The sequence below is a fragment of the Actinoplanes sp. CA-131856 genome (genome assembly GCF_050956135.1).
Taxonomy (GTDB): Bacteria; Actinomycetota; Actinomycetes; order Mycobacteriales; family Micromonosporaceae; genus Actinoplanes.
Genome location: NZ_CP191849.1, coordinates 2602419 through 2627024, shown reverse-complemented (window position 1 = coordinate 2627024; position 24606 = coordinate 2602419). Strand labels below are relative to the sequence as shown.

The 24606-nt window shown below is 68.5% G+C and carries 24 protein-coding genes; 14 read left to right on the top strand and 10 right to left on the bottom strand.

Annotated elements, in window-relative coordinates; translation table 11 throughout:
• Nucleotides 1-25 precede the first annotated feature (25 nt).
• Nucleotides 26-2056, top strand: a complete 2031-nt coding sequence (locus ACQP2X_RS12580; RefSeq protein ID WP_498700923.1) for a magnesium chelatase subunit D family protein — start codon at nt 26-28, stop codon at nt 2054-2056.
• Here the strand turns inward: ACQP2X_RS12580 and ACQP2X_RS12575 are convergent.
• Both ACQP2X_RS12575 and ACQP2X_RS12570 read right to left on the bottom strand, forming a co-directional pair.
• Nucleotides 2025-2615: a TetR/AcrR family transcriptional regulator gene (locus ACQP2X_RS12575; RefSeq protein ID WP_498696537.1), complete on the bottom strand. Its 591-nt coding sequence runs from the start codon at nt 2613-2615 to the stop codon at nt 2025-2027. The genes ACQP2X_RS12580 and ACQP2X_RS12575 overlap by 32 nt on opposite strands.
• A complete protein-coding gene (locus ACQP2X_RS12570; protein ID WP_498696535.1) occupies nt 2612-3409 on the bottom strand; it encodes an IclR family transcriptional regulator in 798 nt (265 codons plus the stop codon). The genes ACQP2X_RS12575 and ACQP2X_RS12570 overlap by 4 nt, the downstream gene beginning before the upstream one ends.
• Before the next feature lie 158 nt (nt 3410-3567).
• On the opposite strand from ACQP2X_RS12570, the gene ACQP2X_RS12565 reads away from it, so the two are divergent.
• The 4 genes from ACQP2X_RS12565 (at nt 3568) to ACQP2X_RS12550 (ending at nt 7465) form a co-directional block, all read left to right on the top strand.
• The gene (locus ACQP2X_RS12565) at nt 3568-4353 is read left to right on the top strand and encodes a 2-keto-4-pentenoate hydratase (RefSeq protein ID WP_498696533.1); all 786 of its coding nucleotides are present in this window, start codon (nt 3568-3570) and stop codon (nt 4351-4353) included.
• 25 nt (nt 4354-4378) lie between these two features.
• The gene (locus ACQP2X_RS12560; protein ID WP_498696532.1) at nt 4379-5275 is read left to right on the top strand and encodes an acetaldehyde dehydrogenase (acetylating); all 897 of its coding nucleotides are present in this window, start codon (nt 4379-4381) and stop codon (nt 5273-5275) included.
• Between the two features lie 92 nt (nt 5276-5367).
• The gene (gene dmpG / locus ACQP2X_RS12555; RefSeq protein ID WP_498700921.1) at nt 5368-6327 is read left to right on the top strand and encodes a 4-hydroxy-2-oxovalerate aldolase; all 960 of its coding nucleotides are present in this window, start codon (nt 5368-5370) and stop codon (nt 6325-6327) included.
• A 118-nt stretch (nt 6328-6445) separates the two neighbouring features.
• Nucleotides 6446-7465, top strand: coding sequence for a lipocalin-like domain-containing protein (locus ACQP2X_RS12550; RefSeq protein WP_498696530.1), 1020 nt, complete (start codon nt 6446-6448; stop codon nt 7463-7465).
• Between the two features lie 62 nt (nt 7466-7527).
• On the opposite strand, the gene ACQP2X_RS12545 is transcribed toward ACQP2X_RS12550, so the two are convergent.
• Nucleotides 7528-8910 carry an MFS transporter gene (locus ACQP2X_RS12545; RefSeq protein WP_498696527.1) on the bottom strand — a complete coding sequence of 461 codons (1383 nt, stop codon included), beginning with the start codon at nt 8908-8910 and terminating at the stop codon, nt 7528-7530.
• A 39-nt stretch (nt 8911-8949) separates the two neighbouring features.
• Nucleotides 8950-9798 (bottom strand): alpha/beta fold hydrolase, encoded by an 849-nt coding sequence (locus ACQP2X_RS12540; protein WP_498696525.1) that lies wholly within the window; start codon nt 9796-9798, stop codon nt 8950-8952.
• 186 nt (nt 9799-9984) lie between these two features.
• On the opposite strand from ACQP2X_RS12540, the gene ACQP2X_RS12535 reads away from it, so the two are divergent.
• The 6 genes from ACQP2X_RS12535 to ACQP2X_RS12510 are packed head-to-tail and all read left to right on the top strand — an operon-like array spanning nt 9985 to nt 15194.
• The gene (locus ACQP2X_RS12535; RefSeq protein ID WP_498696524.1) at nt 9985-10890 is read left to right on the top strand and encodes a VOC family protein; all 906 of its coding nucleotides are present in this window, start codon (nt 9985-9987) and stop codon (nt 10888-10890) included.
• Nucleotides 10887-12239, top strand: coding sequence for an aromatic ring-hydroxylating dioxygenase subunit alpha (locus tag ACQP2X_RS12530; RefSeq protein WP_498696521.1), 1353 nt, complete (start codon nt 10887-10889; stop codon nt 12237-12239). The genes ACQP2X_RS12535 and ACQP2X_RS12530 overlap by 4 nt, the downstream gene beginning before the upstream one ends.
• Nucleotides 12236-12805, top strand: a complete 570-nt coding sequence (locus ACQP2X_RS12525; protein WP_498696520.1) for an aromatic-ring-hydroxylating dioxygenase subunit beta — start codon at nt 12236-12238, stop codon at nt 12803-12805. Before ACQP2X_RS12530 ends, ACQP2X_RS12525 begins: the two co-directional genes overlap by 4 nt.
• On the top strand, nt 12802-13191 hold the full coding sequence (locus ACQP2X_RS12520) for a bifunctional 3-phenylpropionate/cinnamic acid dioxygenase ferredoxin subunit (RefSeq protein WP_498696518.1): 390 nt from the start codon (nt 12802-12804) through the stop codon (nt 13189-13191). The genes ACQP2X_RS12525 and ACQP2X_RS12520 overlap by 4 nt, the downstream gene beginning before the upstream one ends.
• Nucleotides 13178-13975, top strand: coding sequence for a 3-(cis-5,6-dihydroxycyclohexa-1,3-dien-1-yl)propanoate dehydrogenase (gene hcaB, locus ACQP2X_RS12515; RefSeq protein WP_498696517.1), 798 nt, complete (start codon nt 13178-13180; stop codon nt 13973-13975). Before ACQP2X_RS12520 ends, hcaB begins: the two co-directional genes overlap by 14 nt.
• A gap of 10 nt (nt 13976-13985) precedes the next feature.
• Entirely contained in the window at nt 13986-15194 is a 1209-nt protein-coding gene (locus ACQP2X_RS12510) for an NAD(P)/FAD-dependent oxidoreductase (RefSeq protein WP_498696514.1), read from the top strand.
• Here the strand turns inward: ACQP2X_RS12510 and ACQP2X_RS12505 are convergent.
• Together ACQP2X_RS12505 and ACQP2X_RS12500 are read right to left on the bottom strand one after the other, a co-directional pair.
• Entirely contained in the window at nt 15154-15732 is a 579-nt protein-coding gene (locus tag ACQP2X_RS12505) for a TetR/AcrR family transcriptional regulator (RefSeq protein WP_498696513.1), read from the bottom strand. The genes ACQP2X_RS12510 and ACQP2X_RS12505 overlap by 41 nt on opposite strands.
• Nucleotides 15733-15794: 62 nt before the next feature.
• The gene (locus ACQP2X_RS12500) at nt 15795-16418 is read right to left on the bottom strand and encodes an IclR family transcriptional regulator (RefSeq protein ID WP_498696511.1); all 624 of its coding nucleotides are present in this window, start codon (nt 16416-16418) and stop codon (nt 15795-15797) included.
• Between the two features lie 283 nt (nt 16419-16701).
• Between ACQP2X_RS12500 and ACQP2X_RS12495 the strand changes: the two genes are divergently transcribed.
• Nucleotides 16702-18219: a GGDEF domain-containing protein gene (locus ACQP2X_RS12495; protein ID WP_498696509.1), complete on the top strand. Its 1518-nt coding sequence runs from the start codon at nt 16702-16704 to the stop codon at nt 18217-18219.
• Nucleotides 18220-18221: 2 nt separating this feature from the next.
• On the opposite strand, the gene ACQP2X_RS12490 is transcribed toward ACQP2X_RS12495, so the two are convergent.
• Together ACQP2X_RS12490 and ACQP2X_RS12485 are read right to left on the bottom strand one after the other, a co-directional pair.
• The gene (locus ACQP2X_RS12490; RefSeq protein ID WP_498696508.1) at nt 18222-18608 is read right to left on the bottom strand and encodes a nuclear transport factor 2 family protein; all 387 of its coding nucleotides are present in this window, start codon (nt 18606-18608) and stop codon (nt 18222-18224) included.
• 29 nt (nt 18609-18637) lie between these two features.
• The gene (locus ACQP2X_RS12485; RefSeq protein ID WP_498696507.1) at nt 18638-19846 is read right to left on the bottom strand and encodes an FAD-dependent monooxygenase; all 1209 of its coding nucleotides are present in this window, start codon (nt 19844-19846) and stop codon (nt 18638-18640) included.
• A 116-nt stretch (nt 19847-19962) separates the two neighbouring features.
• Here ACQP2X_RS12485 and ACQP2X_RS12480 point away from each other — a divergent pair, with 116 nt between their 5' ends.
• Complete coding sequence (locus ACQP2X_RS12480; protein WP_498696506.1) at nt 19963-20691, top strand: TetR/AcrR family transcriptional regulator; 729 nt, start codon at nt 19963-19965, stop codon at nt 20689-20691.
• Here ACQP2X_RS12480 and ACQP2X_RS12475 read toward each other — a convergent pair.
• The gene (locus ACQP2X_RS12475) at nt 20681-21436 is read right to left on the bottom strand and encodes an SDR family NAD(P)-dependent oxidoreductase (protein ID WP_498696505.1); all 756 of its coding nucleotides are present in this window, start codon (nt 21434-21436) and stop codon (nt 20681-20683) included. The genes ACQP2X_RS12480 and ACQP2X_RS12475 overlap by 11 nt on opposite strands.
• Nucleotides 21437-21548: 112 nt before the next feature.
• On the opposite strand from ACQP2X_RS12475, the gene ACQP2X_RS12470 reads away from it, so the two are divergent.
• Nucleotides 21549-22175 (top strand): TetR/AcrR family transcriptional regulator, encoded by a 627-nt coding sequence (locus ACQP2X_RS12470; RefSeq protein WP_498696503.1) that lies wholly within the window; start codon nt 21549-21551, stop codon nt 22173-22175.
• Here the strand turns inward: ACQP2X_RS12470 and ACQP2X_RS12465 are convergent.
• Nucleotides 22110-24461, bottom strand: coding sequence for an ROK family protein (locus tag ACQP2X_RS12465; protein WP_498696501.1), 2352 nt, complete (start codon nt 24459-24461; stop codon nt 22110-22112). The two genes, ACQP2X_RS12470 and ACQP2X_RS12465, sit on opposite strands and share 66 nt — an antisense overlap.
• Nucleotides 24462-24606 lie beyond the last annotated feature (145 nt).

Here is a 24606-nt window from a genome sequence, read left to right as displayed (position 1 = left end):
CTACCCGTTCGGCGCGATCGTCGGGATGGACGACATGCGACTCGCGCTGCTGCTCAACGCGGTGTCACCCGACGTGGGCGGCGTGCTGATCCGGGGAGAGAAGGGCACGGCCAAGTCGACCGCGGTGCGGGCTCTGGCGGCGATCCTCCCGGAGATCGACGTCATCGCCGATTGCCGGTTCGCCTGTGATCCGGCGGCGCCCGATCCCGAGTGCCCCGACGGGCCACATCCGCTCGGCGGGCCGTCGCTGACCCGACCCGCCCGGCTGGTGGAACTGCCGGTCGGCGCGACCGAGGACCGCCTCCTCGGCTCCCTGGATCTGGAACGGGCGCTCACCGAAGGAGTGAAGGCCTTTGAGCCGGGTCTGCTGGCCGCGGTGAACCGAGGTGTTCTGTACGTCGATGAGGTCAACCTGTTGCAGGACCACATGGTCGATCTTCTGCTCGACGCGGCCGCGCTCGGCACCGCATATGTCGAGCGAGAGGGCGTCTCCGTGCGGCATGCCGCTCGCTTCCTGCTGGTGGGCACCATGAACCCCGAGGAAGGAGAGCTTCGCCCGCAGCTCCTGGATAGATTCGGCCTCACCGTCGAGGCGACCGCGCCCCGTGACCCGGACATCCGCGCCGAGGTCGTACGGCGGCGGTTCGCCTTCGAGACCGATGCCCGGAGGTTCGCGGCCACCTGGGCACGGAACGGTGACTCGCTCAGAGCACGCATCGCCGAAGCGAGGCACCACCTGTCACGCGTGGTGCTGCCGGATGCAGCGCTGCGTCAGATCACCGTCGTGTGCGCGGCCTTCGACGTGGACGGGTTGCGTGCCGATCTGGTCACCGCGCGCACCGCCATGGCGCATGCGGCGTGGTGCGGCCGCGAGGAGGTCGGCGAAAGGGACATCCGGATCGCGGCACGCCTGGCCCTTCCGCATCGGCGCCGACGCGATCCGTTCGATGCGCCGGGACTCGACGAGGAACTGCTCGACCAGGTTCTCGCCGATGCGCGGCCCAAGGCTCCGAGTCGGCCACCAGACGATGATGATCCCGGCGGCGGAGGGATGCCCGTCGAGCACGACCCGGTCGCTGGTGCTGCCGATGTCGAAGTACGTCAGGCAGCCGGTGACCCGCTGGTGTCCGGAGAGGGTACAACGGCCCGGCGCAGTGGACGGGTCGCCGACGGCCTCGAAAGTGAGCCCGCCGAGGAGGCCGATCGGGAAGTCGTGAAGCCAGCTGACCCGTCGAGGGTCCGTCGGCTCACCGTTCCCGGCGTCGGTGCCGGCGTGCCGGGACGCCGGTCACGGTCCCGCACCGACCACGGGCGCGTCGTCGGCTCCGAGCGGCCCGATGGGCCGATGGGCAAGCTGCATCTGCTCGACACGGTGATGGCGGCGGCGCCCTGGCAGTTCTCGCGGGGGCGCACCGGACCCGGACTGGTGCTCAGACGCGCGGACCTGCGCCGGGCGACCCTGGAAGGCCGGGAGGGCAACCTCCTGCTCTTCCTCGTCGACGCCAGCGGGTCGATGGGATCGCGCACCCGGATGGCCGCCGTCAAAGGCGCGGTCCTCACCCTGCTACGGGACGCCTATCAACGGCGCGACAAGGTCGGATTGATCACGTTCCGGCGTACGGAAGCGGTGCTCGCGCTTCCGCCCACCTGGTCGGTGGAGGCGGCCGCCGCGCGTCTGGCGACGCTGCCGACCGGCGGGAGAACGCCTTTGGCGGCGGGACTTCTCCGCGCGCTGGAGGTCGTGCGCGTCGAGCGGATCCGCGATCCGCGGCGGCGTCCTCTTCTCGTAGTGATCACCGACGGAATGGCGACCGGATCGCTCGGTACCGATCCGATCGCGCGGGCGCACGCGTCGGCCGAACACCTGGCGGCGCAGGGCATCACCAGCGTCGTCATCGATTGCGAGGCTGGGCTGGTCCGGTTCGGGCTGGCCGCCGAGCTCGGCAAGCACCTGCACGCGGAGACGATCAAGCTAGAGACGTTCGATACCGAACCGCTGATCGACGCCGTTCGTTCCGCACGTTCTAGGAGCCGGGGGCCGGCGCGGGCGGCGTGATGATCACTTGCAGCGCGGCGGCGAGTGATTCCACGGCTCGGGCGAGCGTCTCCGGAGGCGGAGGCGGGGCGTCCGGGTCGACTAGGCGGCCGGAGGCGAACAGGCCGAAGCCCATGAACTGGGACATGACCAGACGTGCGCGCTCGAGGGCGTGCGGACCGGGCAGCACCGCGGCGAGCGGGAGGGTGCGCCGTTCCACCTCGGCGGCCAGCAGATCGCGACCCTCCTCTACGTCGAGCGAGCGGACCATGGCCAGGGCCGGGAAGCTGTAGTCCAGCTCGAACCAGTAGGCCGCGGCGTCCTCGGCCAGGCGTCGGCCCAGTGTCTCCAAGGGGCCGTTGAAGTCGGGGACCATGGGCCCGAGCTCGCTGCTGGCCACCTGACGGAACAGTTCTTTCTTGCTGCCGAAGTAGTGGACGATCAACGGGGCGGTGATGCCGATCTCCTCGGCGATGTCCTTCAACGTGACCTGGGAGTATCCGAAGCGAGCGAACTGCCTGCCCGCAGCGACCAGGATGTCGTGCCGGGTCTCGTCCGGCTTCTGTCGTGACCGGGTCAAGACATGACCTGCGAGAGCGCGTCGGCGGCGCGGCGGACCCGGGTGGCGAACCGCTGCTTGTTGAAACGGACCGCCGGTGAGCTGATCGACAGGGCGGCCATCGCCGCCCCGGTGGCCTTGTCGAGGATGGGTGCGGCGACGCAGGCCAGGCCCAACCGGCACTCCTCCACCTCGGAGGCGACACCGTCCTGCCGCGCTTGAAGCAGGTCGCGCCTCAAGGACTCCGGGACCGTGAGCGTGTGCCGAGTCAAGGCGGTGAGCTCCGTGGTCATCGCCGCCTCGACCGTCTCATCCGGCGAGAAGGCGAGCATGGACTTGCCGAGCGCAGTGGCGTGAACCGGGTTGCGGCTGCCGACAGCGGTCGGACACGGCTGCGCCTGATGGCCGAAGATCTTCTCGACGTAGAGCACGTGGCCCTCGTGGAGCACCGCCAGATGCACGGTCTGCAAGGTCTCGTGATGCAACTCGGCCATGAACGGGACGGCCCGGTCCCGGATGCCGCGCGGCCACGAGGCTCGGGAACCGAGTTCGAAAACCTGCTCGGTAAGACGGTATCGGCTGCCGTCGTGTCTGACGTAGCCGCGCTGCTGAAGCACGGCGAGCAGCCGGTGGGCGGTCGACTTGGGGACACCCGCCCGGACGGCGATCTCGCTGACGCCGAGCACGGATCGGGAGCCGTTGAAGGCGCTCAGGACGTCGAGCGTACGGCCGGCGGCGTTGGTGCGCGTGGCATGATCTCCGGCTTCCCTCGGCTCGGCCGGCCGTGGTGAGGAAGCGACGATACTTTCGCTCATGGTGACCTCATGCGGGGAGCTATTTAACCGTTGTTAAATAGACTAGGAGCGCCGCCATCACTCGTCAACGTGCACGTAACACAGCCGTAAAACGGCCGAGCCGTGACAACACGTGTGCCGTCCGCTGGAACACGTGATGGGCGCTTGCCTGGTTGGTCATGTCTGCTTGGACCGTGACCGACTTCCGGGCCGGATTGGCCGACCAACTGCTTCGTGCCGAGCGCGACCGCATCGCCATATCACCGCTGACCGCTCAGGGACGGGTGAGCCCCGAGGACGCCTACGCGATTCAGGCGATCAACACCCAGCGACGAACCGCCGCGGGTGAGGTGATCGTCGGCCGCAAGGTGGGGCTGACCTCCCTCGCCATGCAGGAACAGCTGGGCGTGGACGAGCCCGACTTCGGTGTCGTCTTCGAACGGATGCTGATCCCGAACGGTGGCACCCTGTTCCTCGATGAGTTGATCGCGCCGCGGGTCGAGGCCGAGATCGGTTTCCGGCTCGCGCGGGATCTCGGTGGTCCGGATGTCACCGACCAGCAGGCGCGGGCCGCGGTGTCCGGGGTGTTCCTCGCGCTGGAGGTCATCGACAGCCGCATCGCCGACTGGAAGATCACCCTGGCCGACACGATCGCCGACAACGCCTCTTCGGCCCGGATGATCGCCGGCCCCAGCCGTGACCACCCCGATGATCTGCCGGCGGTGACGGTCTCCCTCGACGTCGACGGGAAGCGAGTCGCCGGTGGCGTCGGGGACGCCGTGCTCGGCGATCCGATCCGCGCCCTGACCTGGCTGGCCCGTCGGCTCGACGGCTTCGGCGAGACGCTGCGCGCCGACGACTTGATCCTGGCCGGCGCCGTGCACGCCTCCGTCGCGTTGACGGGTGGCACCCGAGTGACCGCCTCCGCGCCGGGCTTCGCCCCGGTTCAGCTCACGGTCGCATGACGAAAACCACCTTGAGGAGTTGGCTATGAGCCTGCGCTGTGCGGTCGTCGGATCCGGCAACATCGGATCCGACCTGCTCATCAAAATGACCCGCAACGGCACGCTGGAACCGGCGCTGCTAGTCGGTATCGACCCCGCCTCCGACGGGCTACGCCGCGCCCGGGAACTGGGCATCGAGGCCACCGCGGGCGGTGTCGACGAGCTCATCGCCCGGGCGAGCGAGTTCGATCTGGTCTTCGAGGCGACCTCGGCCGCCGCGCACGCCGCCAACGCCCCCCGGTACCGCGACGCCGGGCTGATGGCATTGGACCTGACGCCGGCGGCGGTGGGGCCCTACGTCGTACCCGCGGTCAATCTCGACCAGGTCAAGGCAGAGCCCAACCTCAATCTCGTCACCTGCGGTGGGCAGGCGACAGTGCCGATCGTCGCCGCGATCTCCCAGGTCGCGCGGGTCAGCTACGCCGAGATCGTCGCGACGATCTCGTCGCGGGCCGCCGGCCCCGGCACCCGGGCCAACATCGACGAGTTCACCGAGACCACATCGAACGCCCTGGAACAGGTCGGCAGGGCGGCGCGCGGTAAGGCGATCATCATTCTCAATCCGGCGAAGCCGCCGGTCATCATGCGGAACACGGTCTTCGCCGCGGTCGACGCCGATGTGGACCCGCAAGCCATCGTCGCGTCGGTCGAGAAGATGGCCGAGCATGTCCGCACCTATGTGCCGGGCTATCGCTTCACCGCACCCGTCCAGGTCGACCCCGGCGCCGGACCGGACGGCAGTACCAAGGTGAGCGTCTTCGTCGAGGTCGTCGGCGCCGGCGACTATCTGCCGGAGTACGCCGGGAACCTGGACATCATCACGGCCGCCGCGATCGCCACCGCCGAGCGGATCGCCCCCTCACTGACCAAGGAGCTCGCGTGACCACCGAAAGCCCTGTCATCGGCGGCGACGGACCCCTCGCCGACCGTCGGATCGAGGTCTGCGACACCACACTGCGCGACGGGTCGCACTCGATGGCCCATCAGTTCAGTGTCGCGAACGTCCAGGAAATCACCGCCGGACTGGACGCGGCCGGTGTCGACGTCATCGAGGTGACCCACGGCGACGGCCTGGGTGGCTCGTCGTTCAACTACGGCTTCGGTCGCTGCGGCGACCTGGACCTGATAACCGCGGCCCGCAAAGAGATACGTCAGGCCAAGCTGGCCGCGCTGCTGCTCCCCGGAATCGGTACCATCCACGACCTCGAAAAGGCCGTGGACGCCGGCATCGACGTCGTCCGGGTCGCCACGCACTGCACCGAGGCAGACATCGCGATCCAGCATCTGCAGGCCGCGAAGCGGCTCGGGCTGGAGACCGTCGGATTCCTGATGATGTCGCACATGACCAGCGCCACCGATCTCGGGTCGCAAGCCGTGATCATGCGAGATGCCGGGGCCGACACCGTCTATGTGGTCGACTCGGCCGGGGCGATGCTGCCGCACCAGGTCCGCGAACGGGTCGACGCGGTGCGGACCGCGGTCGGCTCGGAGGCCAGGATCGGGATGCACGCCCACAACAACCTCGGTTGCGGCGTAGCCAACGCCCTCGCCGCCGCGGAAGCCGGCGCCGAGATCCTCGACGGCTCGTGTCACGGCCTCGGCGCGGGCGCCGGCAACGCGTCCACCGAAGTGCTCGCGGCGGCCCTGGACCGCTCCGGCGCGAAGACCGGGATCGACACCCTCGCGCTGGTGGACGTCGCCGAGGACATCGTCGCCCGGATCTGCGACGGACATCTGCCGAGCCTGGACCGGGCAAGCCTGCTGCTCGGCTACGCCGGGATCTACAGCTCGTTCCTGCTGCACACCCGACGGGCCGCGGCCAAGTACGACGTCGCCGAGGCCGACATCCTCCTGGAACTGGGACGGCGGCGGGTGGTCGGCGGCCAAGAGGACATGATCATCGATGTCGCCATCAAGCTGGCCAATCTTTCCTGAGATCTCTCCTTGCGGCGATACAGTGCCAAGAGAACAGGTCTGAGGGCCCGCCAAGACCCGCCCCCTTCTCTGCGCCGGGCATATCTCTGCCGCATCGACAGCAGAAAGGAACCTCACCATGAGCACAAAAACCGAGGAATCAACCGACCGGAACTCGGAGCAGGCGACAGGCGTTCCTCTGTTCGTCGACACCGCCAGGGACCTTCCGCACAAGAAGACCGAGCCGATCGATTCGTGGTACGTCACCTGCATGTTCGAAAGCCAGGGCAAGACCCTCGGGTTCGAATGGCATCAGGGATTCGTCCCGATCGAGTCGCAGACCGAGTTTCTGCTGACCAACGCGACCGACAACATCTGGCGCCCGCACACCGACGCCGAGAAAAGGTTCAGCAGTAAGAACGGGGCCGACACCGACACGCTCAAAGTGTTCTCCCGCTTCGGAACCCTCGCCGGCGACCGCAGCCGGATGACTCTCAAACTCGAGGCTGAGGGAGGCGCCGTCGACGTCACGCTCACCCCACACGAGCAGACCGTCTACAACGGCACCACCGGTCTGCTTCCGCTGTTCGGCATGAACTCGTACCAGTACGCATTCCCCAACATGACCGTCGACGGCACTGTCACCATCGACGGCACGACCTACCCCGTCGAAGCCGCCACCGCATGGTTCGACCGGCAATGGGGCAGCAGCCCCACCCTCAACCCGGTCAAGCTCGCTCAAGCCGCCGGCGCGGTCGCCAAGGCGTCGTGGTCGTGGCTCGGCCTCGCCTTCGGTGCGGACAATCGGCAGGCCCTGTCGTTCTGGGACGTCTACGAAGGTCCCGGAAAGCGCACCACCTTCGCGACGGTCCTGCTCGAGAACGGCGTTCAGATGAATGTCGACGCGTCGGTCACCTACGACCGCATCTGGGCGAGCGCCGAGACCGGCTACAAATATCCCAACGAGGCGCGCATCCTGGCCCCGAGCATCGATCTGGAATTGCACCTCGACGGGCTCGTCGACCAGCCCGAGTTCGTCTACCGCAGCGGCAACGGTCACAACGGCGGCCAGGCTCCCTGCCGCGTGACCGGGCACCTCGGCGCCACACAGATCGACAAGCCCGCCTTCTTCGAGATGATCGGCAGCGTCGGCGGCTGAATCGCAGCACGCCGGCGTCGGGCTGCTTCCCTCCTTGTAGGGGAAGCAGCCCGACGTCTCATCTAGGCCGCCGGGACCGGATCCGCGGCGACCTTCGTCGGCCGCTGGGACTTCTCGGACGGCATGACCAGGCCGACACCGGCCGCAACGGCCAGCACGACGGCGACGACCAGGAAACCGTTGACGTAGCCCGACTCGGCGGGAAACGGCCGTCCCAGCGATCCGGCGGTCACCAGGCTGCCGAGCACAGCGGAGCCGATGGCGCCACCGATCGTACGGATATTGGCGTTCATACCCGCTGCCACGCCGGTCTGCCCGGCCGGCACCGCGGCGACGACCACGTTCGCGAGACACGCCATGGTCAAACCCGTGCCGAGGCCCATCAACCCGGAACCCACACACACCTGCCACGTCTCGCTATGCGCCAGGGCAAGAGACAGCAGCCCGGACGCCGACACCGCACATCCGGTCACGATCAAGGCCTTACTGCCGACACGGGTCGCCAGCGGCGACGTGACCATGGCGATGAGGAAGCTGGCAATCGCCGACGGCAGCAGGATGAGGCCGGAGGTGGTGACACCGACGCCGAAGCCGTACCCGGAGCTCGCCGGAGTCTGAACCAGCTGGGGAATGTACGCGCTGGTCGCGTAGAGGCCGAAGCCCACCAGCAGCGCCACCAGATTGGCTGTCCAAACAGGCCGCTTTCGCATGAGCGCCATGTCGACCAACGGCACCCGCGCGGTGCCTTCCGCCCGGATCCAGCCCACGATGAGCGCGACCGAGGCCGCCAACATCACCAGCACCGTCGGCGACAACCAGCCCCACTGAGGCGCCTGGCTTACGGCAAGGAGCAGCAGAACCAGCCAGCCCGCCAGCAGCACCGCCGGCTTCAGGCTGATGGGCCCCGAGCTCTGCCGGGGAGAGCGCGGCACGACGCGCGCCGCCAACCCCGCCGCGGCCAGACTCACCAGACAGGGCAGCCAGAACAGCCAGGAATAGCCGAGTAGCTCCACCAGGGGCCCGGCCACGACGATGCCACCGCCGACGCCGAAAGCGAGCAGCGACGCGATGACGCTGATGCCTTGAGCGACGCGGCGGGGCGGGAACACGTCACGGACGATGCCGAAGGCGACGGGCATCACCCCGCCCCCGGCGCCCTGAACCGCCCGGCCGGCGATCATCCAGCCGATGTTCGGTGCGAGTGCCGAGACCAGGCAGCCCACCGCCAGCAGCAGCAGCGAGGCGACCAGCATGCGGTCCTTGCCCCACAGGTCACCGAGCCGGCCGACGATGGGCGTGAAGACCGAGGCCGACAGCAGATATGCGGTCAGCAGCCAGGCCGCTGTCGCGCGATCGGTGCCGGCCTGTTCGGCCAGCGGTCCCAGCACCGGGATGATCAGCGACTGGATCAGGGAGAATGCCGTGACGGCGACGGCCAGGATCACGAAGGTGGCATAGTGCGGCGGACGCCGCCGTCCCGACACTTAGCGGCCCACGAAGTCGGTGACGAGCCGGTTGAACTCCTCGGCGTGCTCGATCTGCGCCCAGTGACCGCACCGATTGATCAGGACCAGGCGGCTGTCGGGGATGCGGCTGACGAAGAACAGGCTGCTCTCGAAGTTCACGACGCGGTCGTCCCGCCCGTGGATCGCCATGGTGGGAGCCGTGATCTGAGAGATCTGGTCGCCGAGCTGGAAATACGGTGACACGAAGGGCTTGCCGGTGAACTGGGAGTTCCAGCTGTCGAGGTGCTCGGGCTTGGCCAGCGCCGCCTTCGAGCGGGCCTGCGCCAGCTCGTCGCTCGCCATGGCCGGGTCGTAGCACATCACCTCGACCAGGCGCTTCATGTTGGCCGGCGTGGGCTCGCGGTACGCGTGCAGGAGCACCCGCATGCCTTCCGACGGGCCGCCACCCGGGCCGAACAGGCTGGTGGTCGGAGCGGGGGAGCCCATCGTGACCAGGTGTGACACACGGTCGGGGTAGCGCAGGGCGGTGGCGACGGAGGTCATGCCGCCCATGGAGTTGCCGACCAGCGCCGCCTTCTCGATGCCGAGCGCGTCGAGCACCCCGATCAGAGCGGCCGGGTGATCGCGTCCGGTCCCCTCGGTCTGGGTGTCGCTCTCGCCCCAGCCCGGCATGTCGATGGCGATGACGCGGAAGTGCTTGGCGAGCGCCCCGATGTTGAGCCGGAAGTTGGTCAGCGCGGTGGCTCCGGGACCGCTGCCGTGCAAAAGCACCAGGGGGTGTCCCTGGCCGGCCTCCACGTAGTGGATGCGGAAGTTGGGGACTTCGACGAAGTGGTCGGTGATGCCGATTTCGGCGGTTGCAGTCATGCAGCACGGTCTACCGGCGCGGGCCGGCTCCCGGCCTCGATCGTTCCGGCGGCCGGAACCCGAGATGCCGGCCGGAAAAAGCGTTCCGGCCGCCGGGACACCCCGCCCCCGTTCGTGTGACCGGGGGCACAAACTCGGCCTCACCGGGTGACACCCCCGGGGTGCGGAATCCCTTGGAGGCTAGGAATGAGCAGGATCGCAGGACTCGGCTATCTGGTGGTGCGCGGACCGGTCGAGCAGTGGCGCAAGTTCGGCACCGAGATCCTCGGTGCCCAGCTGGTCGAAGGTTCCGACTCGTCGACTGTCATGTTCCGCACCGACGACCGCGCCTACCGGATCGTGGTTCAGGACGGTCCTCCGGGACCCGACGCTCTGGTCGCGCTGGGTTTCGAGGTCGCCCGTGAGTCCGACCTCAACGCGCTGGTCACGGCTCTGCGAGCGGAGTCGATCGCGTTCGAGGAGGACAAGAAGCTCGCCGCGGAGCGCAAGGTACGCAGGCTGGTCCGGTTCGCCGACGCCGACGGCAACACCATCGAGGCGCATCTGGGCCAGGAGACCAGCAACGCCCCGTTCGTGTCGCCCCGTGGCATCCGCTTCGTCTGCGGCGATCTCGGCCTCGGGCACGTGTTCATGTTCTCGCCCGACGGATACCGGTCGGCCTCGTTCTACCAGGACGTCCTCGGCTTCCGGCTCAGTGACACCATCGCCTTCGGCGAGGAGAACGGCATCTTCCTGCGATGCAATCCCCGCCATCACACGATCGCGTTCGCGGCCGTTCCCGGCCCGCCGCCCGGTCTCGGGCACCTCATGATCGAGGTCGACTCCCTGGAGGCCGTCGGCCGGGCCCTGGACATCGTCGAGCGCAGCGACTTCGGCGTCCAGATGACGATGGGCGAGCACACCAACGACCGGATGACGTCCTTCTACGTGGCGACACCGTCCGGCTTCGCCGTCGAGTACGGCTGGAACGGGCGCCTGGTCGACGAATCCACCTGGAAGGTCGGCCACTACGACTCCGCGAGCGTCTGGGGCCACCACTTCACCGCTCCGCCGGCGCCTCAGCCTGCCGTCGCCGAAGGATCAGCCCGATGAACGGCGACCTTTTCGACGCCGAAAGCGGCTACATCGACCCGCGCATCTACACCGACCAGGCCATCTACGAACGCGAGCTGGAGCAGGTGTTCGGCCGCAGCTGGCTGTTTCTGGCCCACGAGTCACAGTTGCCCAAACGGGGCAGCTTCGTGCAGGCCTACATGGGCGAGGACCCCGTGATGGTCGTCCGTCAGAAGGACGGCTCGGTCAAAGCGTTCCTCAACCAGTGCCGGCACCGGGGCATGCGCATCTGCCGCAGCGATCAGGGCGTCGGCAAGACCTTCACCTGTACGTACCACGGGTGGGCCTATGACCTCGAAGGGAACCTGATCAACGTTCCCCAGGAGACACGCGGCTACCGCGACGAGATCGACAAGGCCAAGTGGGGTGCGCTGAAGGTCCCGCGGATCGCGAACTACAAGGGCTTCTACTTCGGCACCTGGTCCGCCGACGTTCCCGGCTTCGAGGAATACCTCGGCGACATGGCGTACTACTTCGACGCCATCGTCGGCCGGTGGGACAACGGCCTGGAGTTCATCGAGGGCGCGACCAAGTGGGTCATCGACACCAACTGGAAGTTCCCCTCCGAGCAGTTCGCCAGCGACATGTACCACGTGCCGATCTCGCACGCCTCGTCGACGATCGCGCTGACCCACATCCCCGAAGCGTGGCAAGCTTTCAGCAGCGTGGTCGATCACGCGCCCGGCCGCCAGTTCGCCGGTAACGGCCACGGCTCAGGCAGCTTCTGGCGCCCCGGCATGGACTTCCCCGACGAGAGCTTCGGCCCGGAGTACGTCGACTGGCTCGTCGCCAACCAGGCCGAGATCGACCGGAACATCGGCATCGAACGCGCCCTGAAGGTGAACACCCACAACACGATCTTCCCGAATTTCTCCTGGCTGGGACAGGCGGCCACGATGCGGGTCTGGCATCCCCGTGGTCCCGGGCAGATCGAGGTCTGGGCCTGGACGTACGTCCCCAAGGACGCGCCGGCGCACATCAAGGACGCGATCCGGCTCGGCACCCAACGCTCCTTCAGCCCGGCCGGCGTCTTCGAGACCGACGACGGTGAGAACTGGACGGAGATCCAGCAGGTCATGCGGGGTTTCAAAGCTCGGCAGAACCGGCTCAACGTGCAGATGGGACTCGGTCACGACGAGCGCGACACGCACGGTCTTCCCGGGCTGTCCAGTGACGTCTTCAGCGAGACCGCCGCCCGCGGCTTCTACCAGCGCTGGGCCGACCTGATGAGCGGCGCCTCCTGGTCCGCCATCGCCGAGCTCGACGCGGCACGCCAGGCCCGCGGGCCCCAGCCCCGAACCGATGCGTCGGAGGTGCTTAAAGCATGACCACCACCATCGACACCACGGGGGCGGCCACGTCGGCGTACCGCCGGGTCGACACCGAGACCCAGCACACGGTCGAGCAGTTCCTCTACGCCGAGGCGCAACTGCTCGACGAGCACCGCTACCTCGAGTGGATCGACCTTTTCACCGACGACGTCCACTACTGGGCGCCGACCCGGATGACGCGCACCCACCGCGAGCGCGACCAGGAGATCTCGAACGAGAGCCAGGCCGCTCACATCGACGACAACAAGTACTTCCTCACCGGCCGGGTGCGCCGCCTGACCTCCGGAATCTCCTGGTCGGAGGAGCCGCCGTCCCGGACCCGCCGGCTGATCACCAACGTGCGGGTCACGCCCCGCCCGGACGGCGAGCTCGAGGTGGCCGCGAACTTCTACGTCTACCGGAGCCGGCTGGAACGCCACCAGGACTGGTTCGTCGGTGAACGCTTCGACGTGCTGCGCCCGGCGGACCTCGACGCCACCGGCTACCCGTTCCAGATCGCCGTCCGAAAGATCGTCATCGAGCAGACCACTCTGCTCGCACCGAGCATCTCGATCTTCCTATGAGCGCGACGACCACCCGTGACTCGCTCGAACCGCTGGCCGGCCGCGTCTGGCGCCGCGCCTGCGCGGTCCAGGACATCCCCGAGGACGAGGGCCTGGTGCTGAGCACGGTCCCGAAGACGTCGGTGTTCCATTCCGAGGGCGAGCTGTACTGCATCGACGACACCTGCACCCACGAGGACTTCTCTCTCGCCGACGGCTGGGTCGAGGGCTGCGTCGTGGAGTGCACGCTGCACGCGGCCAAGTTCGACCTGCGCAGCGGCGCGCCGCTCACCCCGCCGGCCAGCCGGCCGGTGGCGACCCATCCGGTGACGCGGATGCGGGACGACGTTTTCGTCGCCCTGCCGGACACCTATCTGGTCAAGGAGGTCGGCGATGGGCTGGCTTGAGGGACAGTCCGTGCTCGTGACCGGTGCGGGATCGGGGCTCGGGCGTGCCATCGTCGAGCGTTTCGTCGTCGAGGGCGCCGGAGTGGTCGCCTTCGACCACTCCGAGCACAAGCTCGTCAACCTCCGTAAGAGTCTCGGCGACGCGGTGGAGACCGTCACCGGCGACGTACGCAGCCCGTCGGCCAACGACCGGGCGGTCGCGGCGGCGGTCGAACGGTTCGGCAAGCTGGACACGTTCGTCGGCAACGCCGGAATCTGGGACTTCACCAGGTCCCTCGCGCAGACCTCGGCCGAGGAACTGGACGCGGGGTTCGACGAGTTGTTCGGCATCAACGTCAAGGGATACCTGCTCGGCGTGAAAGCGGCGCAGCCGGCACTACGCGACTCGGGCGGCTCGGTCATCCTCACCCTGTCCAACGCGGCGTTCTACCCCGCGGGCGGCGGCCCCCTCTATGTCGCTTCGAAACATGCGGGCGTCGGCCTGGTCAAACAGCTCGCCTACGAACTCGCGCCCGAGGTCCGGGTGAACGCCGTGGCCCCCGGGGCGATGGACACCGACCTGCGGGGCCCGTCCGCCCTGGGACTCGACGGCACCACGATCGGCGAGGCGGTGCCGATCAAACAGGTGATGGAACAGCGCTCGGCGCTGCGATTCGCGGCGGTCGCCGAGGACTACGTCGGCGCGTACGTGCTGCTCGCCGCCAACGATCAGTCCCGCACCGTGACCGGCACGGTCTTCGACCTCAGCAGCTTCGGAACACCGGCACGGCCGGCACAGCAGTGAGGAACTTCCGGTGAGCTCTCACCATGTCATCGTCGGAGCCAGCGCGGCCGGTGTCGCCGCCGCGCTGGCCATGCGGGCCCACGGTTTCGACGGGCGCATCACGCTGGTGGATGCGGGCGGCGAGGAGCCGTACGAGCGTCCGCCGTTGTCCAAGACCTTCGCCGATCTCGACGTGGTCCGCCCGATCATCGATCGCGGCGCCTACGCCGACAACGACATCACGTTGCGTCTGAGCACCCGCGTCGCCGGGCTCGATGTGGATCGCCGCAGGGTCGTGCTCGGCGACGGCGAACAGTTGGAGGCCGACAAGGTGCTGTTGGCCACCGGCGTGCGTGCCCGCCGGCTCGGCATCGCCGGTGAGAACCTACGGCACGTCCTTGTCCTGCGAGATCTGGCCGACGCGCGTGCGGTGGGGGCGCGCCTGGCGGCCGGCGGCCCCTGGGTGATCGTGGGGGGCGGGTTCATCGGCCTCGAGGCCGCCGCCGTCGCCCGCAGCCGGGGCATCGAGGTCACGGTCGTGGAGGCGATGGCCATCCCGCTTCTGGGAGTGTTGGGCCCCTCGCTCGCCGCCGACGTCCAGCGGATGCATGAAGAGCGGGGTGTGCGGTTCCTGACCGGCCGTACCGCCGCACGGTTCGCCGGCGCGGGTCAGGTCGAGCAGGTGGTGCTCGATGACGGCACGGTCCTGCCGGCCGCTACCGTTCTGGTGGGGTGTGGCGTCGAACCGGAGGATGATCTGGCCCGCCGGGCCGGTGTCCACTGCGACGGCGGTGTCGTGGCCGACGAGCACGGCCGGACCAGTGTGCCCTGGATCTGGTCAGCGGGCGACGTCGCCAGTGTGTCCGGGCCGTTCACCCGCCGACGGCAACGCATCGAGCATTGGGACGTCGCACAGCGCCAAGGCGCGGTGGCCGGCGCTGACATGACCGGCGCGGAGGCGCTCAATGGGCACGCTCCGTACTTCTGGTCGGATCAGTACGGTCGGCGTCTGCAGATGTACGGCCGTCCCTCCCCGGGAGACCGGCTGGTCATCCGGCCCGGGGATCAGGGCGGGAATCAGCTCGCGATGTGGGTGCAGGGCTCGCGGCTCACGGCCGCCTTCGCCATCGACCGGCCGAAGGATCTGCGGGCCACCAAACCACTGATCGAGAGCGGGCGCCCCGTCACCGTCGCGGCCCTCACCGACCCGGCGATCTCGTTGCGCTCTCTGGCGCGGTGACCGTCGCGGCCGGCCCGAGCAGTTCGTTGCGGAGCAACGGGTAGAACGCCGTCATCTGCCTCCGCAGCTCCTGCCGGTCGCGGCCGGCGGTCAGAACAGCGCCGCGAGTGAAGGTGACGAGGGTTCCGGCCAGGGCGTCGGCGACATCCGCCGGATCGGTGGCGCTGCCGAGCCGGGCGTACGGCATCAGCGTGTCCGCGATGAGACGATGCGTCCGGCGGATCTGACCGTCCAACACGGGGCGCAGGGCGGGATCGTCGAGGGCCAGCCGCGCCAGCTCCAGATCGAGCAGGAGGTAAGGAAGGTGGTCGGTGATGCCGTTGATGGCCGCGTCCCAGAAAGCGCCGAGGCCGCGGTCCGGCACGGAGACGTCAGACGGGCCAGGGAGCCCACCGAAGAATCGCCCCTCCACGCCCTGCAGAACCGCCGTCAGGAGTCCGGCCTTGTTCGCGAAGTGATGATAAACCGATCCCACGGGAAGACCCGACTCGCGGCAGACCATCGCAATCGAGGTCTTCGCGTAGCCGTCCGTGGTCATCAGCTGTTCAGCGACGCTGAGGATGTGGGCCCGCGATCCGGTCTCGACCGCCTGAGTCGCGTTCACCGGGTCTGCGCCTTGGACCGGATCGAGCGGCTCAGAGCGATCGCGGTCTCCTGTAAGGCCCCGACGAACCGGTCGCCGCTGCCGTCGGCGGAATGGAAGGCGACCGACACTGCCGCGATCGCCCGGTCGGCGTCGAGAACGGGAACAGCGACACACGACAGGCCGCTGGCCGCTTCTTGATGGTCATAGGCGACACCCGACCGGCGAACCGCATGCAGCCGGGCCGCGAGCGCCGGGTCGGTGGGCGGGCTGCTCCGGCCGAACGCGAGCAGCGCCTTGCCGACGCCGGTCCGCTGTGCGGGCAGCCTACCGCCGACCAGGGCGGGAGTGTTCGGTGAAGCGAGGCTGGGCAGTTTTTCCAGGTAGACGACCTCGTCGTCATGCAGCACGGCCAAGTGCACGGTCTGGCGGGTCAGACGCCGCAAACGTTCGAGGTGAGGAAGTGCGACGTCGCGCACGCTCGCGTCGACTGACAACGCCCCCATCGTGAACATCCGCAGGCCGACCCAGTAGAAGTCACCTTCGCGCTCGACCGCGTCGAGCTCGACCAACATCGTGAGGATGCGATGAGTGGTGGATTTCGGCAGGCCGCTGCGGCGAGTGATCTCGCTCAAGGTCATGACGCGATGCTGCGGACTGAAGGACGCAAGAACATCAAAGGCCTTCCAGAGTACGGACGGCGAATGTTCCGGCGACTGAGAAACGAGGGACATGTGGCCCGCCTCCCTAGAACGTCATTCTAGTGGGCGAGGTTACATGGTTCCGTAAACAGGCGGCAACAAGCCGGACTCATACTTTCGGCGCCTGAGGCCTGCGGAAACATCTGTGAGCCTCACGCTGAAGTCAGGCCGTCTTCGTGCCGATGGGCAGAGATGAGGGCCGAGATCGAGGGGTGAGACGCGAGTGTGGGACTCCCTGCTGACGGTGGCGTCCACGATCGCCGTCGTCAGCGCATTGGGCTGTGCCCTGCCCGCGTGGCGAGCGCGAGCCGTCCTGCCGGCCGCCGTCCCGATAGTCATCGCCGCGGCCGGCCTGGTCGGCTACATCCTTCCGATCTTGGCGGCGGCGATGCAGAGCCGGCCGTCGGGCCTGGGTGCCTTCACCATCGTGAGCTCGTCGGTGTTCTCCATCGGCTGCGCGGGTATCGCCGCCGGGATCGTCGATCGGGGCTGGCGGCCGCGTCGGCGGCACGCCCTTCTGTTCTGCGAGCCCGCGATCGCCGCGGGCTGGGCAGTCGCCGGCGCTCGGGCGGACCTGCTGAGCCCGCTGCAGGGCGCCTACAATTTCGGGCTCCTCGTGGCCGCGACGATTTTCGTCGCACGCCGCATCGCGGCACGGCGGGTGTCCCGATCGCGGGTGCCGCTGGCGGTGCTCGCGCTGCTGAGCTCCCCGCTGGCCGCCAGCGCGTCCATGCAGATGGACGGGCGCAACGCCGACGTGGCATCACTGGCGTTGACCCTGTTCACCACCGCGCTGTTGGGCCACCTCGCCCGTAGAACCTTCGACCTGCTTCCCGTTGCTCAGTCGCAACTGATGCACACCCTCACCGAAGCGGTGGTCGTGCTCGACGCGGATCAGCTCGTCGTCATGGCCAACCCGGCTGCTCGAGATTTCGCTGCCCGCCTCGGCAGCCGGCGCGAGCCAGTTTCCGGTACGCCGGTGTCGGCGCTACTGCCCGGCCTGCCGCCGATCCATGCGGACAGCACTCCCGATGTCGATACGATCGTCGGCGACGACTCGGTCGCGTTCGACGTCCGGATCCGGGTGTTGCGCGACCGCGCGGGCGCGGTCGCCGGCTGGACTCTCGTGGCCCGGGATGTCACCGAGGCCCGCCGCCATCAGATGGCGATACAGCAGGCCAACGAGGCCTTGCGCGAACAGATCACCACCAACGAGGCACTCCGCGGCGAGCTTGCCGAGCAGGCTTTCCGCGACGCGTTGACGGGCCTGTACAACCGGCGCTATCTCATGGACCGTCTCGACGCCGGCCGGCCGGACAAGCTCACTCTCGCACTGATCGACATCGACCATTTCAAACAGGTCAACGACCAGTGGGGACATGCCGCGGGCGACGACGTCCTCCGTCACGTGGCCGCCGTTCTCGCTGCCGGCACGCGACAAGACGACCTCGTCGCCCGGCTGGGCGGCGAGGAGTTCGTCCTGGTGATGCCGGGCTGCTCCGTGCCCGACGCGTGCGCACGCGTAGACGTGCTTCGCCGTCGACTGCGGGAGAGCTCGATCAGCGTGGCCGGCGGCCACCAGGTAACTGTGACGTTCAGTGCGGGCGTCGCCTCCGCGGCCTTCAGCGAGCCGGCCGACCTGCTCGATGCCGCGGACCAGGCGCTGTACGAGGCGAAGCGCTCCGGACGCGATCGTGTGGTGTCACACCTGCTCGAGCCGAAGGTATCCCCGGCCGCGTGAAATCAGTTGTCCAAAGCCCCGTTCAACGTCGCGCGGAGGCTGCTGATCAGCCCGTCGGCGTCGACGGTCGCGTACTCGATACCGCTGCGGGCCATCAGCGCGCCGTCCGGCGTGCGACCTGACACGATGAAGTGGGCCTTCAGCGTCCCGTCCTCCAGAACGGTCGTGGTCCAGAAATACTTGGTGTCGCCGGCATTGGCGTAGAAGCCCCGGTAGAACTCGACGATCGCCGTCAACCCGGTCACGGGTCCGGCCACGCCGAGATCGACGGTGGCGTCCTCTGCGAAGATCGACGACAGGTCGTCGAGAAGGCCGAGATCGTGCGCGGCGCGATCCATGAACGCGATGTAGCGGTCGAGGACGGTGTCGGCGCTGTGGCTGATTGTCATCGCAATGTCTCCTTGAGGTCGGCCGCGGCTCAGGCCGCGGCGATGTCGACGGACTTGTCCTTGAACTGCCGGGCGGCGATCGCTTTCATCACCCGTTTGGCGGCCGGTTTGCCGGCCAGGGTCTGCATGACGGTCCGGGTGCGTTTGTCTCGTTGCGTCTGCGGCACGAACTGAACCAGGTCTTTGCGGCCGGTCTCCTGGAAGCTCGCGATGTGCGGCCGAAGCTGCTGCTCCCACTCACGCAGCGCACGGCCGGGCGCGCCGGGATTGCGCTGCAGGCTGGTTCCGAGCAGGTCGGCGCCGGCCAGGGCGCTGGAGGCGCCCATGCCGGAGTAGAGGGTCAGGCACCAGGCGGAGTCCCCGAGCAGTACCACGCGGTCGGAGTGCCAGGTCGGCATGTGCACCTGGTGGGTGGAATCGAACAGGAACTCGTCGGCCTCCTCGAACTGCTGCAGGAGATCCTCCAGAACGGGGCCGAGGGGTTCGGGGCCGAACGCGCGCCGCAGCGATTCGACCGGCGGGCGGGTGAACTGGGCGTTCTCGTCCGTGGTGCGGTAGTTGAACAGCACGCCCGGCTGGTGGTTGACGTACGGGAACACCCACACCGAGCGGCCGGGCTCGGCCAGGACGAGGCCGTCGTTGGGGCGATATCCCGGCACCGCGTGCTTCAGGATCGCCGCGCCGATGATGTGATCGAACGGCCGCAGGTAGTCGCGGTCGGGGCCGAAATGCAGCCGGCGCACGGTGGAACGCAGGCCGTCGGCGCCGACGACGAGATCGAAACGCTCGGTGTTCTCGGTGACCCCGTCCACACCGGTCGTGCTGAGGGTGACGTCAACGCCGTCCGGATGCTCGGTGATGGCTGCCGGGCTCGTGGCGTACCGGATCTCGGTCAACGGCGCGGTCTTGTCGTACAGAGCGGATTCGATGTCGCCGCGCAAGATCAGCCGAGGGTCGCCGGGAAGATCGCCGTAACCGAGGCCGGGGCGGCGCCGGCCGGCCCGGTCGATGTCGTAGGTCACCGCCGCCGGATCCATCCGGTTGCCGATGGCCTCGAGCACCCCGAGCCGCTGGGCGGCGGCTCGGCCGGTGCCGAAGAGCCCGATGAAGTAACCGGTGGCGCGGCGTTCGGCGGCCTTCTCCACGATCACCGATTCCCAGCCGATGTCGTGCAGGCGCAGCGCTGTGGCCAGTCCTCCGATGCCCATACCGACGATGAGGGCACGCTGTTTGGTCAAGGTCGTCCTCGCTCTTCTGGTCGATGGCCCGAGCCAGTTAATGACTACAAGGATAGCAGCAGTCAAAAACTAGGGCCCGCTACCATCGCGGCAAGCAACTGACCAGGAGGTATGGCGTGGCACGTCCGACACAAGACCGGGCGGAAGCGATCCTGGGCGCCGCTCGGGCGCAATTCCTGCAGACCGGCAGTGAGCACACGACAGTTGACGACATCGCCGCACGTGCCGGAGTCGGTAAAGGCACGGTCTTCCTTTACTGGCCGAGCAAGACCCGTCTGCGCGAAGCGGTTCTGCTGCTCGAGGTCGCCCGGATGTTCGCCGACCTCATCGCGGATCTGGCCGGCGAACCCGCGCTGCTGCGCCTCGGCACCATCGTGCGGCGCGAGATCGCCGCCGGCCTGAGCAATCCGGACCTGGCCCCTCTGCTGGTGGACCGGGTGACCACCGGGCCGAAACCGCCGGAGGCTCCTCGCCGCGCGCTGCAGCGCATCATCGCCACCATGGGCCGCCGTGGCCTCATCCAGGACGTGGAGCCCGGCCGCATCGTCATGGGCATCGAGACCGTCCTGATCGGTGCGCTGTTCCGGGTTCTCGCCGATCCCGGCAATCAGGAAACGCTGCTCGATGCGGTGGAGCATCTGGTGTCGTCCTCCTACGACCGCGACGGCGCCGACCCCCGTGCCCTGGCCGAGGCCTTGCCCGAGGCGCTCGAAGCGCTGGAGGACGCCATCGATCAGCTCGTCGAAGCCGCCTCCCCCGACCGTCCCACAACGGCCCGGCTCCGGCCCCGGGAGCGTCTCGTCAGCACCCGGAGCACCGAAGCCGAGGCTGCCCTCAGCCGCTGACCGATGGCTGGAGCGCTGCGGGGACGAAGCGTTCCGCCTGGTCACGCGTCTGGGTCATGGCCCAGTAGATGTCGGCGAGCTCGGCGCCGGTGGTCGTGGTGATCTCGACACCATTGGGGAAGGCCGGCTTGGGCGCGTCCGGATCCGGTGCGGGCATGTTCGCGGCGAGCTCACTGTCAGTGATAAGGGAGGCGATGGTGAGGGCGCCCGCGTAGACGCCGGTGCCGGCGAGTTCGTTGTGCAGGGTACGGACGTAGTGCCGGGCGGCGGCCGCGGCCAAGCCCAGCCCGCTCATGAAGGGGATCGGTTCGGCGGCGGTGTAGCCCAGAGCTAGCAGAAGCGCGCCGTCCTTGCGGTCGAGCATCTCGGGCAGCACGGTACGGAACAGTTCGACGGGCGTGAGGAAGAGCAGCGGCAGGAGTTCCTCGAGGGCCGCTGCTCCCAACTCGGTGGCGGGGGTGAACTGCTGCGCGGTGCTGATCGGCGCGTACTCGACCACGTCGATGCGGCCGAGGCGGTCGCGGATCGCGTTGACGAGGTCCGGGACCTTTCGGGGCTCGCTGAGGTCGGCCGCGAAGGTGGTGGCTTCGATGCCCTCCTCGGCCAGGTCGGCCGCGAGCGCGTAGAGACGTTCCTGGCGACGAGCCACCAGGGCGACGCGGTAGCCCTCGCGACCGAATCGGCGAGCAACCCCGGCGCCGAGGCCGGGTCCGGCCCCGAAAACGGCGATGACCTTGGACGTCATGTGCGCCTCCTAAATTGACTGGACGTTCAATTTGAAGCTAACACCTATATTGGTAGGGGGGTCAAGTTGTTGTCCCGTCTAAGATCACCGGAGGTCGAGAGGGGCGGGGCGAGTGCGGGCGGACGCGAGACGAAACCTCGAACTGCTGCGGATTGCGGCACAGGAGTGCTTCCGGGAGCAGGGGCTCGGCGTGTCGGTGAAGGAGATCTCCCGGCGGGCCGGAGTGAGCCCGGGCACGCTCTACAACCTCTACGGGGACCGGGAGGGCCTGATCGACGCGGTCGTCGCCGATCTGGCCGGCTCGCTACTCGACGACGTGATAGCCCGCGCCGACACTCACCACGATCCGTGGGATGCCTTCACCGCTTTTGTCGAAGGCGTCTGCGAGCTCCAGGCCAGCAACCCCGCGCTCGGTGATGTGCTTGCCCGCCGGTGTCCTGGCGCCGTCCGGGTCGCGGCCGTGTTCGACCGGGCGTTGCAGGCGGGCGCCCGCTACATCGAGAGCGCTCAGGCGGCTCAGCAGCTGCGCGCCGACTTCCACCCGGAGGACCTGCTGTACATCTTCGGCGGCAACGCCGAGCTCTCTCGTGCGACCGAGCCTGTGGCTCCGGGAAACTGGCGGCGCGGGGTTGCCTTCTATCTCGCCGGACTGCGGGCTCCGGCATGGCGGCAATTAACCATCGAGCCGTTGACTCGAGGCCAGCTGCACAAGGCCCTGGACCTTCTCGCCCGCGGCTGACCAGGCGCTGTCATCGAGCAATGACTCGACCGCGCCCAGCGCCTCAGCGCCCGAGCCCAGTTCCGCGCGCGCGACAGTCAGAGCGGCGGACGCGCTGGGTGAGCAGTGTTGCCGCAGCGCGTCGGCAATCCCATCGACAACGTATGGCCCCGGTTCGATGAAGCGCCCGCCGACCACCACGACGGCGGGGTTGAGGACGTCGCAGAGCACCGCCGTGGTCCGCCCGATCAGACGGCCCGCATCGTAGAGAGCCCGCTGAGCCGGACGATGCCCCGCGGCCGCCGTGCGCAACAGGTCGTCCTCCGTGGGCGGCCCGTTGTGTTCCAGCACGGCGGCGAAGTGTCCGGGGGCCAGGAAGGCCGACAGGCATCCCCGTTTGCCGCAGAGACAGAACGGGCCCATCTCGCGGACGTTGAGGTGCCCGATCTCCCCGGCATAGCCGATCGCCCCGGCGTGAGCCCGGCCGCCGGCGACGATTCCGGCTCCGAGATATTCGTCAGCCTTCAGATACAGCACGTCGCGGGCCCCGCGCCCGGCGCCGTGACGGGTTTCGGCAAGGGCGGCGAGCTGAGCGTTGTTCGCGGCGATGACGCGACAGCCGAGGATCTCGGACATCTGTTCGGCCGGAGAGAAACCGCCGAAGATCGGCAGCACACTACGCGCGCCGATCCGCCCGGTCACGGGATGAATCGGCGAGGGCACACCTAGCGCGACCGCGGCCGGCCCGCCGTGTCCGGCCAAGAGGTCACGGCCGATCTCCGCCGCGGCCCGCACCATCGCGGGGCCGTCGGTCGGCAGATCGAGGGGATGAAACTCCGAAACGATCTGCCGCCCGGCACGATCGGCGAGCACCGTGCGGATGCCCCCGAGCTCGAGGGCCATGCCGAGGAGCACGCCGTGGCCGACGGTGAGACGGAAGTGCGGCGAAGGCCGGCCCGGCCGTGTTTCGGCGGATGGCGCCGGCTCGATCACGCCGTCACTGACAAGTTCCGTGAGTAACTCGGCCACGGCTGAACGCGGAAGCCGTGTCCGCTTGACGATGTCGCTGCGAGCCGTAACGCCGTTGGCCCGCAAGAGATCCCTGATCACTTTCCGGCGGGCGGTCCGTTCGCGTTCCGCTACCGGTTGCGCGCCGAAGTCACCGACATTACGTCGCCCGCGCTCGGCCGGCGTGACCCGCAGCGCGGTGCTGATGGCGCCGAGCAGCGCCGCACGTTCCCTGAGCTCGCTGATCACGATGTCGGTTGTTTCGACGACTTCCGGCTGGGCGTAATGCCGCATCGCATCCCGGAGGCCACCCATGATCGGCCCACCGGCGTCGAAGAACGGCCCGTCGAGCACCATGAGGGCCGGGTTGACCGTATTGGTCACATCGGCGAGCACACGCCCGACCATCCAGCCGGCGTCAGCCAGGAACCGTTCGGCGAGAGCGTCCCGGCGAGCCGGGTCGAAGGGCTGCGAAACCGCGCGCGCGGCGCCGTACGCCTGCCGGCCCAGCATCTCGAAGACGTCGCGCGGCACGGCAACGGTCTCCAGACACCCTCGCTTGCCGCAGCGGCAGAGCGCCCCGGTCTCATCGACCTGCACGTGCCCGATCTCGCCGGCGACACCGGTGGCGCCGGTATGCAGGTGTCCCCCGAGCATCATCGCGAAGTCGATGCCGGTGGAGACATTGAGGTAGCAGACGTCGCGCCGACCGGCCGCCACACCGTGCGTCACCTCGCCGAGGAGGGACAGATCGGCGGCGTTGCGCACGAGCACCCGGTGTCCGAGCCGGCCCTGCAACTCGCGCGCCGGCGTCTGGCCGGTCCAGCTGGGAAACAGGCTGCCGGGCTGCACGACACCCCCATGGACCGGCGCGCGCAGCCCCACCACGGTCGCCCAGGCACGCCCGCCGCTGCCGGCCAGGCACTCGCTGATCAGCCCGCTGAGCAGGACGACGTCGGTCTCGCCCGGGGCGACCGGATGGTGCCGTTCGATGCTGATCTTGCCGGCCAGATCAGCTACGGCCACACGGACACCGTCGCCGTCGATCACGGCGCCGACGACCGATCCGGCCGCCGGGCCCAAGGTGAGAAGCCGGGCCGGACGACCTGGCCGGCCCCCGTCCGAGGCAGCCTCCTGCTCGGTGATCAAGCCGGCGTCGAGCAGCTCGGCGACGAGGCCGGTGACCGTCATGCGGGTCATGCCGACGCGATGCGCGAGATCGGCGCGGCTGACGCGGCCCGATTCGCGGACAGCCGCGAACACCAGGTCGCGACGAAGGAGGTGGGCGCGACTCGGCATGACCACACCCTACGCCCAAGTTTTGCTTCCACCTGAGCATAAACGACGCGAAGAATAAGCGCTCAAAAAGGGATGAAAGGTCCGCTGGCTCACATCGATCCGCCGCAACTTAACGATTCCCGGCTGCGAAAGGCCTGGTCATCCT

Bases quoted from the DNA above. Each gene is read 5' to 3' on its own strand.
- ACQP2X_RS12580 (WP_498700923.1), top strand. From the start codon at position 26: ATGGACGACATGCGACTCGCGCTGCTGCTCAACGCGGTGTCACCCGAC.
- ACQP2X_RS12570 (WP_498696535.1), bottom strand. From the start codon at position 3,409: ATGAGCGAAAGTATCGTCGCTTCCTCACCACGGCCGGCCGAGCCGAGG.
- ACQP2X_RS12565 (WP_498696533.1), top strand. From the start codon at position 3,568: ATGTCTGCTTGGACCGTGACCGACTTCCGGGCCGGATTGGCCGACCAA.
- ACQP2X_RS12560 (WP_498696532.1), top strand. From the start codon at position 4,379: ATGAGCCTGCGCTGTGCGGTCGTCGGATCCGGCAACATCGGATCCGAC.
- dmpG (WP_498700921.1), top strand. From the start codon at position 5,368: ATGGCCCATCAGTTCAGTGTCGCGAACGTCCAGGAAATCACCGCCGGA.
- ACQP2X_RS12550 (WP_498696530.1), top strand. From the start codon at position 6,446: ATGAGCACAAAAACCGAGGAATCAACCGACCGGAACTCGGAGCAGGCG.
- ACQP2X_RS12540 (WP_498696525.1), bottom strand. From the start codon at position 9,798: ATGACTGCAACCGCCGAAATCGGCATCACCGACCACTTCGTCGAAGTC.
- ACQP2X_RS12535 (WP_498696524.1), top strand. From the start codon at position 9,985: ATGAGCAGGATCGCAGGACTCGGCTATCTGGTGGTGCGCGGACCGGTC.
- ACQP2X_RS12530 (WP_498696521.1), top strand. From the start codon at position 10,887: ATGAACGGCGACCTTTTCGACGCCGAAAGCGGCTACATCGACCCGCGC.
- ACQP2X_RS12525 (WP_498696520.1), top strand. From the start codon at position 12,236: ATGACCACCACCATCGACACCACGGGGGCGGCCACGTCGGCGTACCGC.
- ACQP2X_RS12520 (WP_498696518.1), top strand. From the start codon at position 12,802: ATGAGCGCGACGACCACCCGTGACTCGCTCGAACCGCTGGCCGGCCGC.
- hcaB (WP_498696517.1), top strand. From the start codon at position 13,178: ATGGGCTGGCTTGAGGGACAGTCCGTGCTCGTGACCGGTGCGGGATCG.
- ACQP2X_RS12505 (WP_498696513.1), bottom strand. From the start codon at position 15,732: ATGACCACGGACGGCTACGCGAAGACCTCGATTGCGATGGTCTGCCGC.
- ACQP2X_RS12500 (WP_498696511.1), bottom strand. From the start codon at position 16,418: ATGACCTTGAGCGAGATCACTCGCCGCAGCGGCCTGCCGAAATCCACC.
- ACQP2X_RS12490 (WP_498696508.1), bottom strand. From the start codon at position 18,608: ATGACAATCAGCCACAGCGCCGACACCGTCCTCGACCGCTACATCGCG.
- ACQP2X_RS12475 (WP_498696505.1), bottom strand. From the start codon at position 21,436: ATGACGTCCAAGGTCATCGCCGTTTTCGGGGCCGGACCCGGCCTCGGC.
- ACQP2X_RS12465 (WP_498696501.1), bottom strand. From the start codon at position 24,461: ATGCCGAGTCGCGCCCACCTCCTTCGTCGCGACCTGGTGTTCGCGGCT.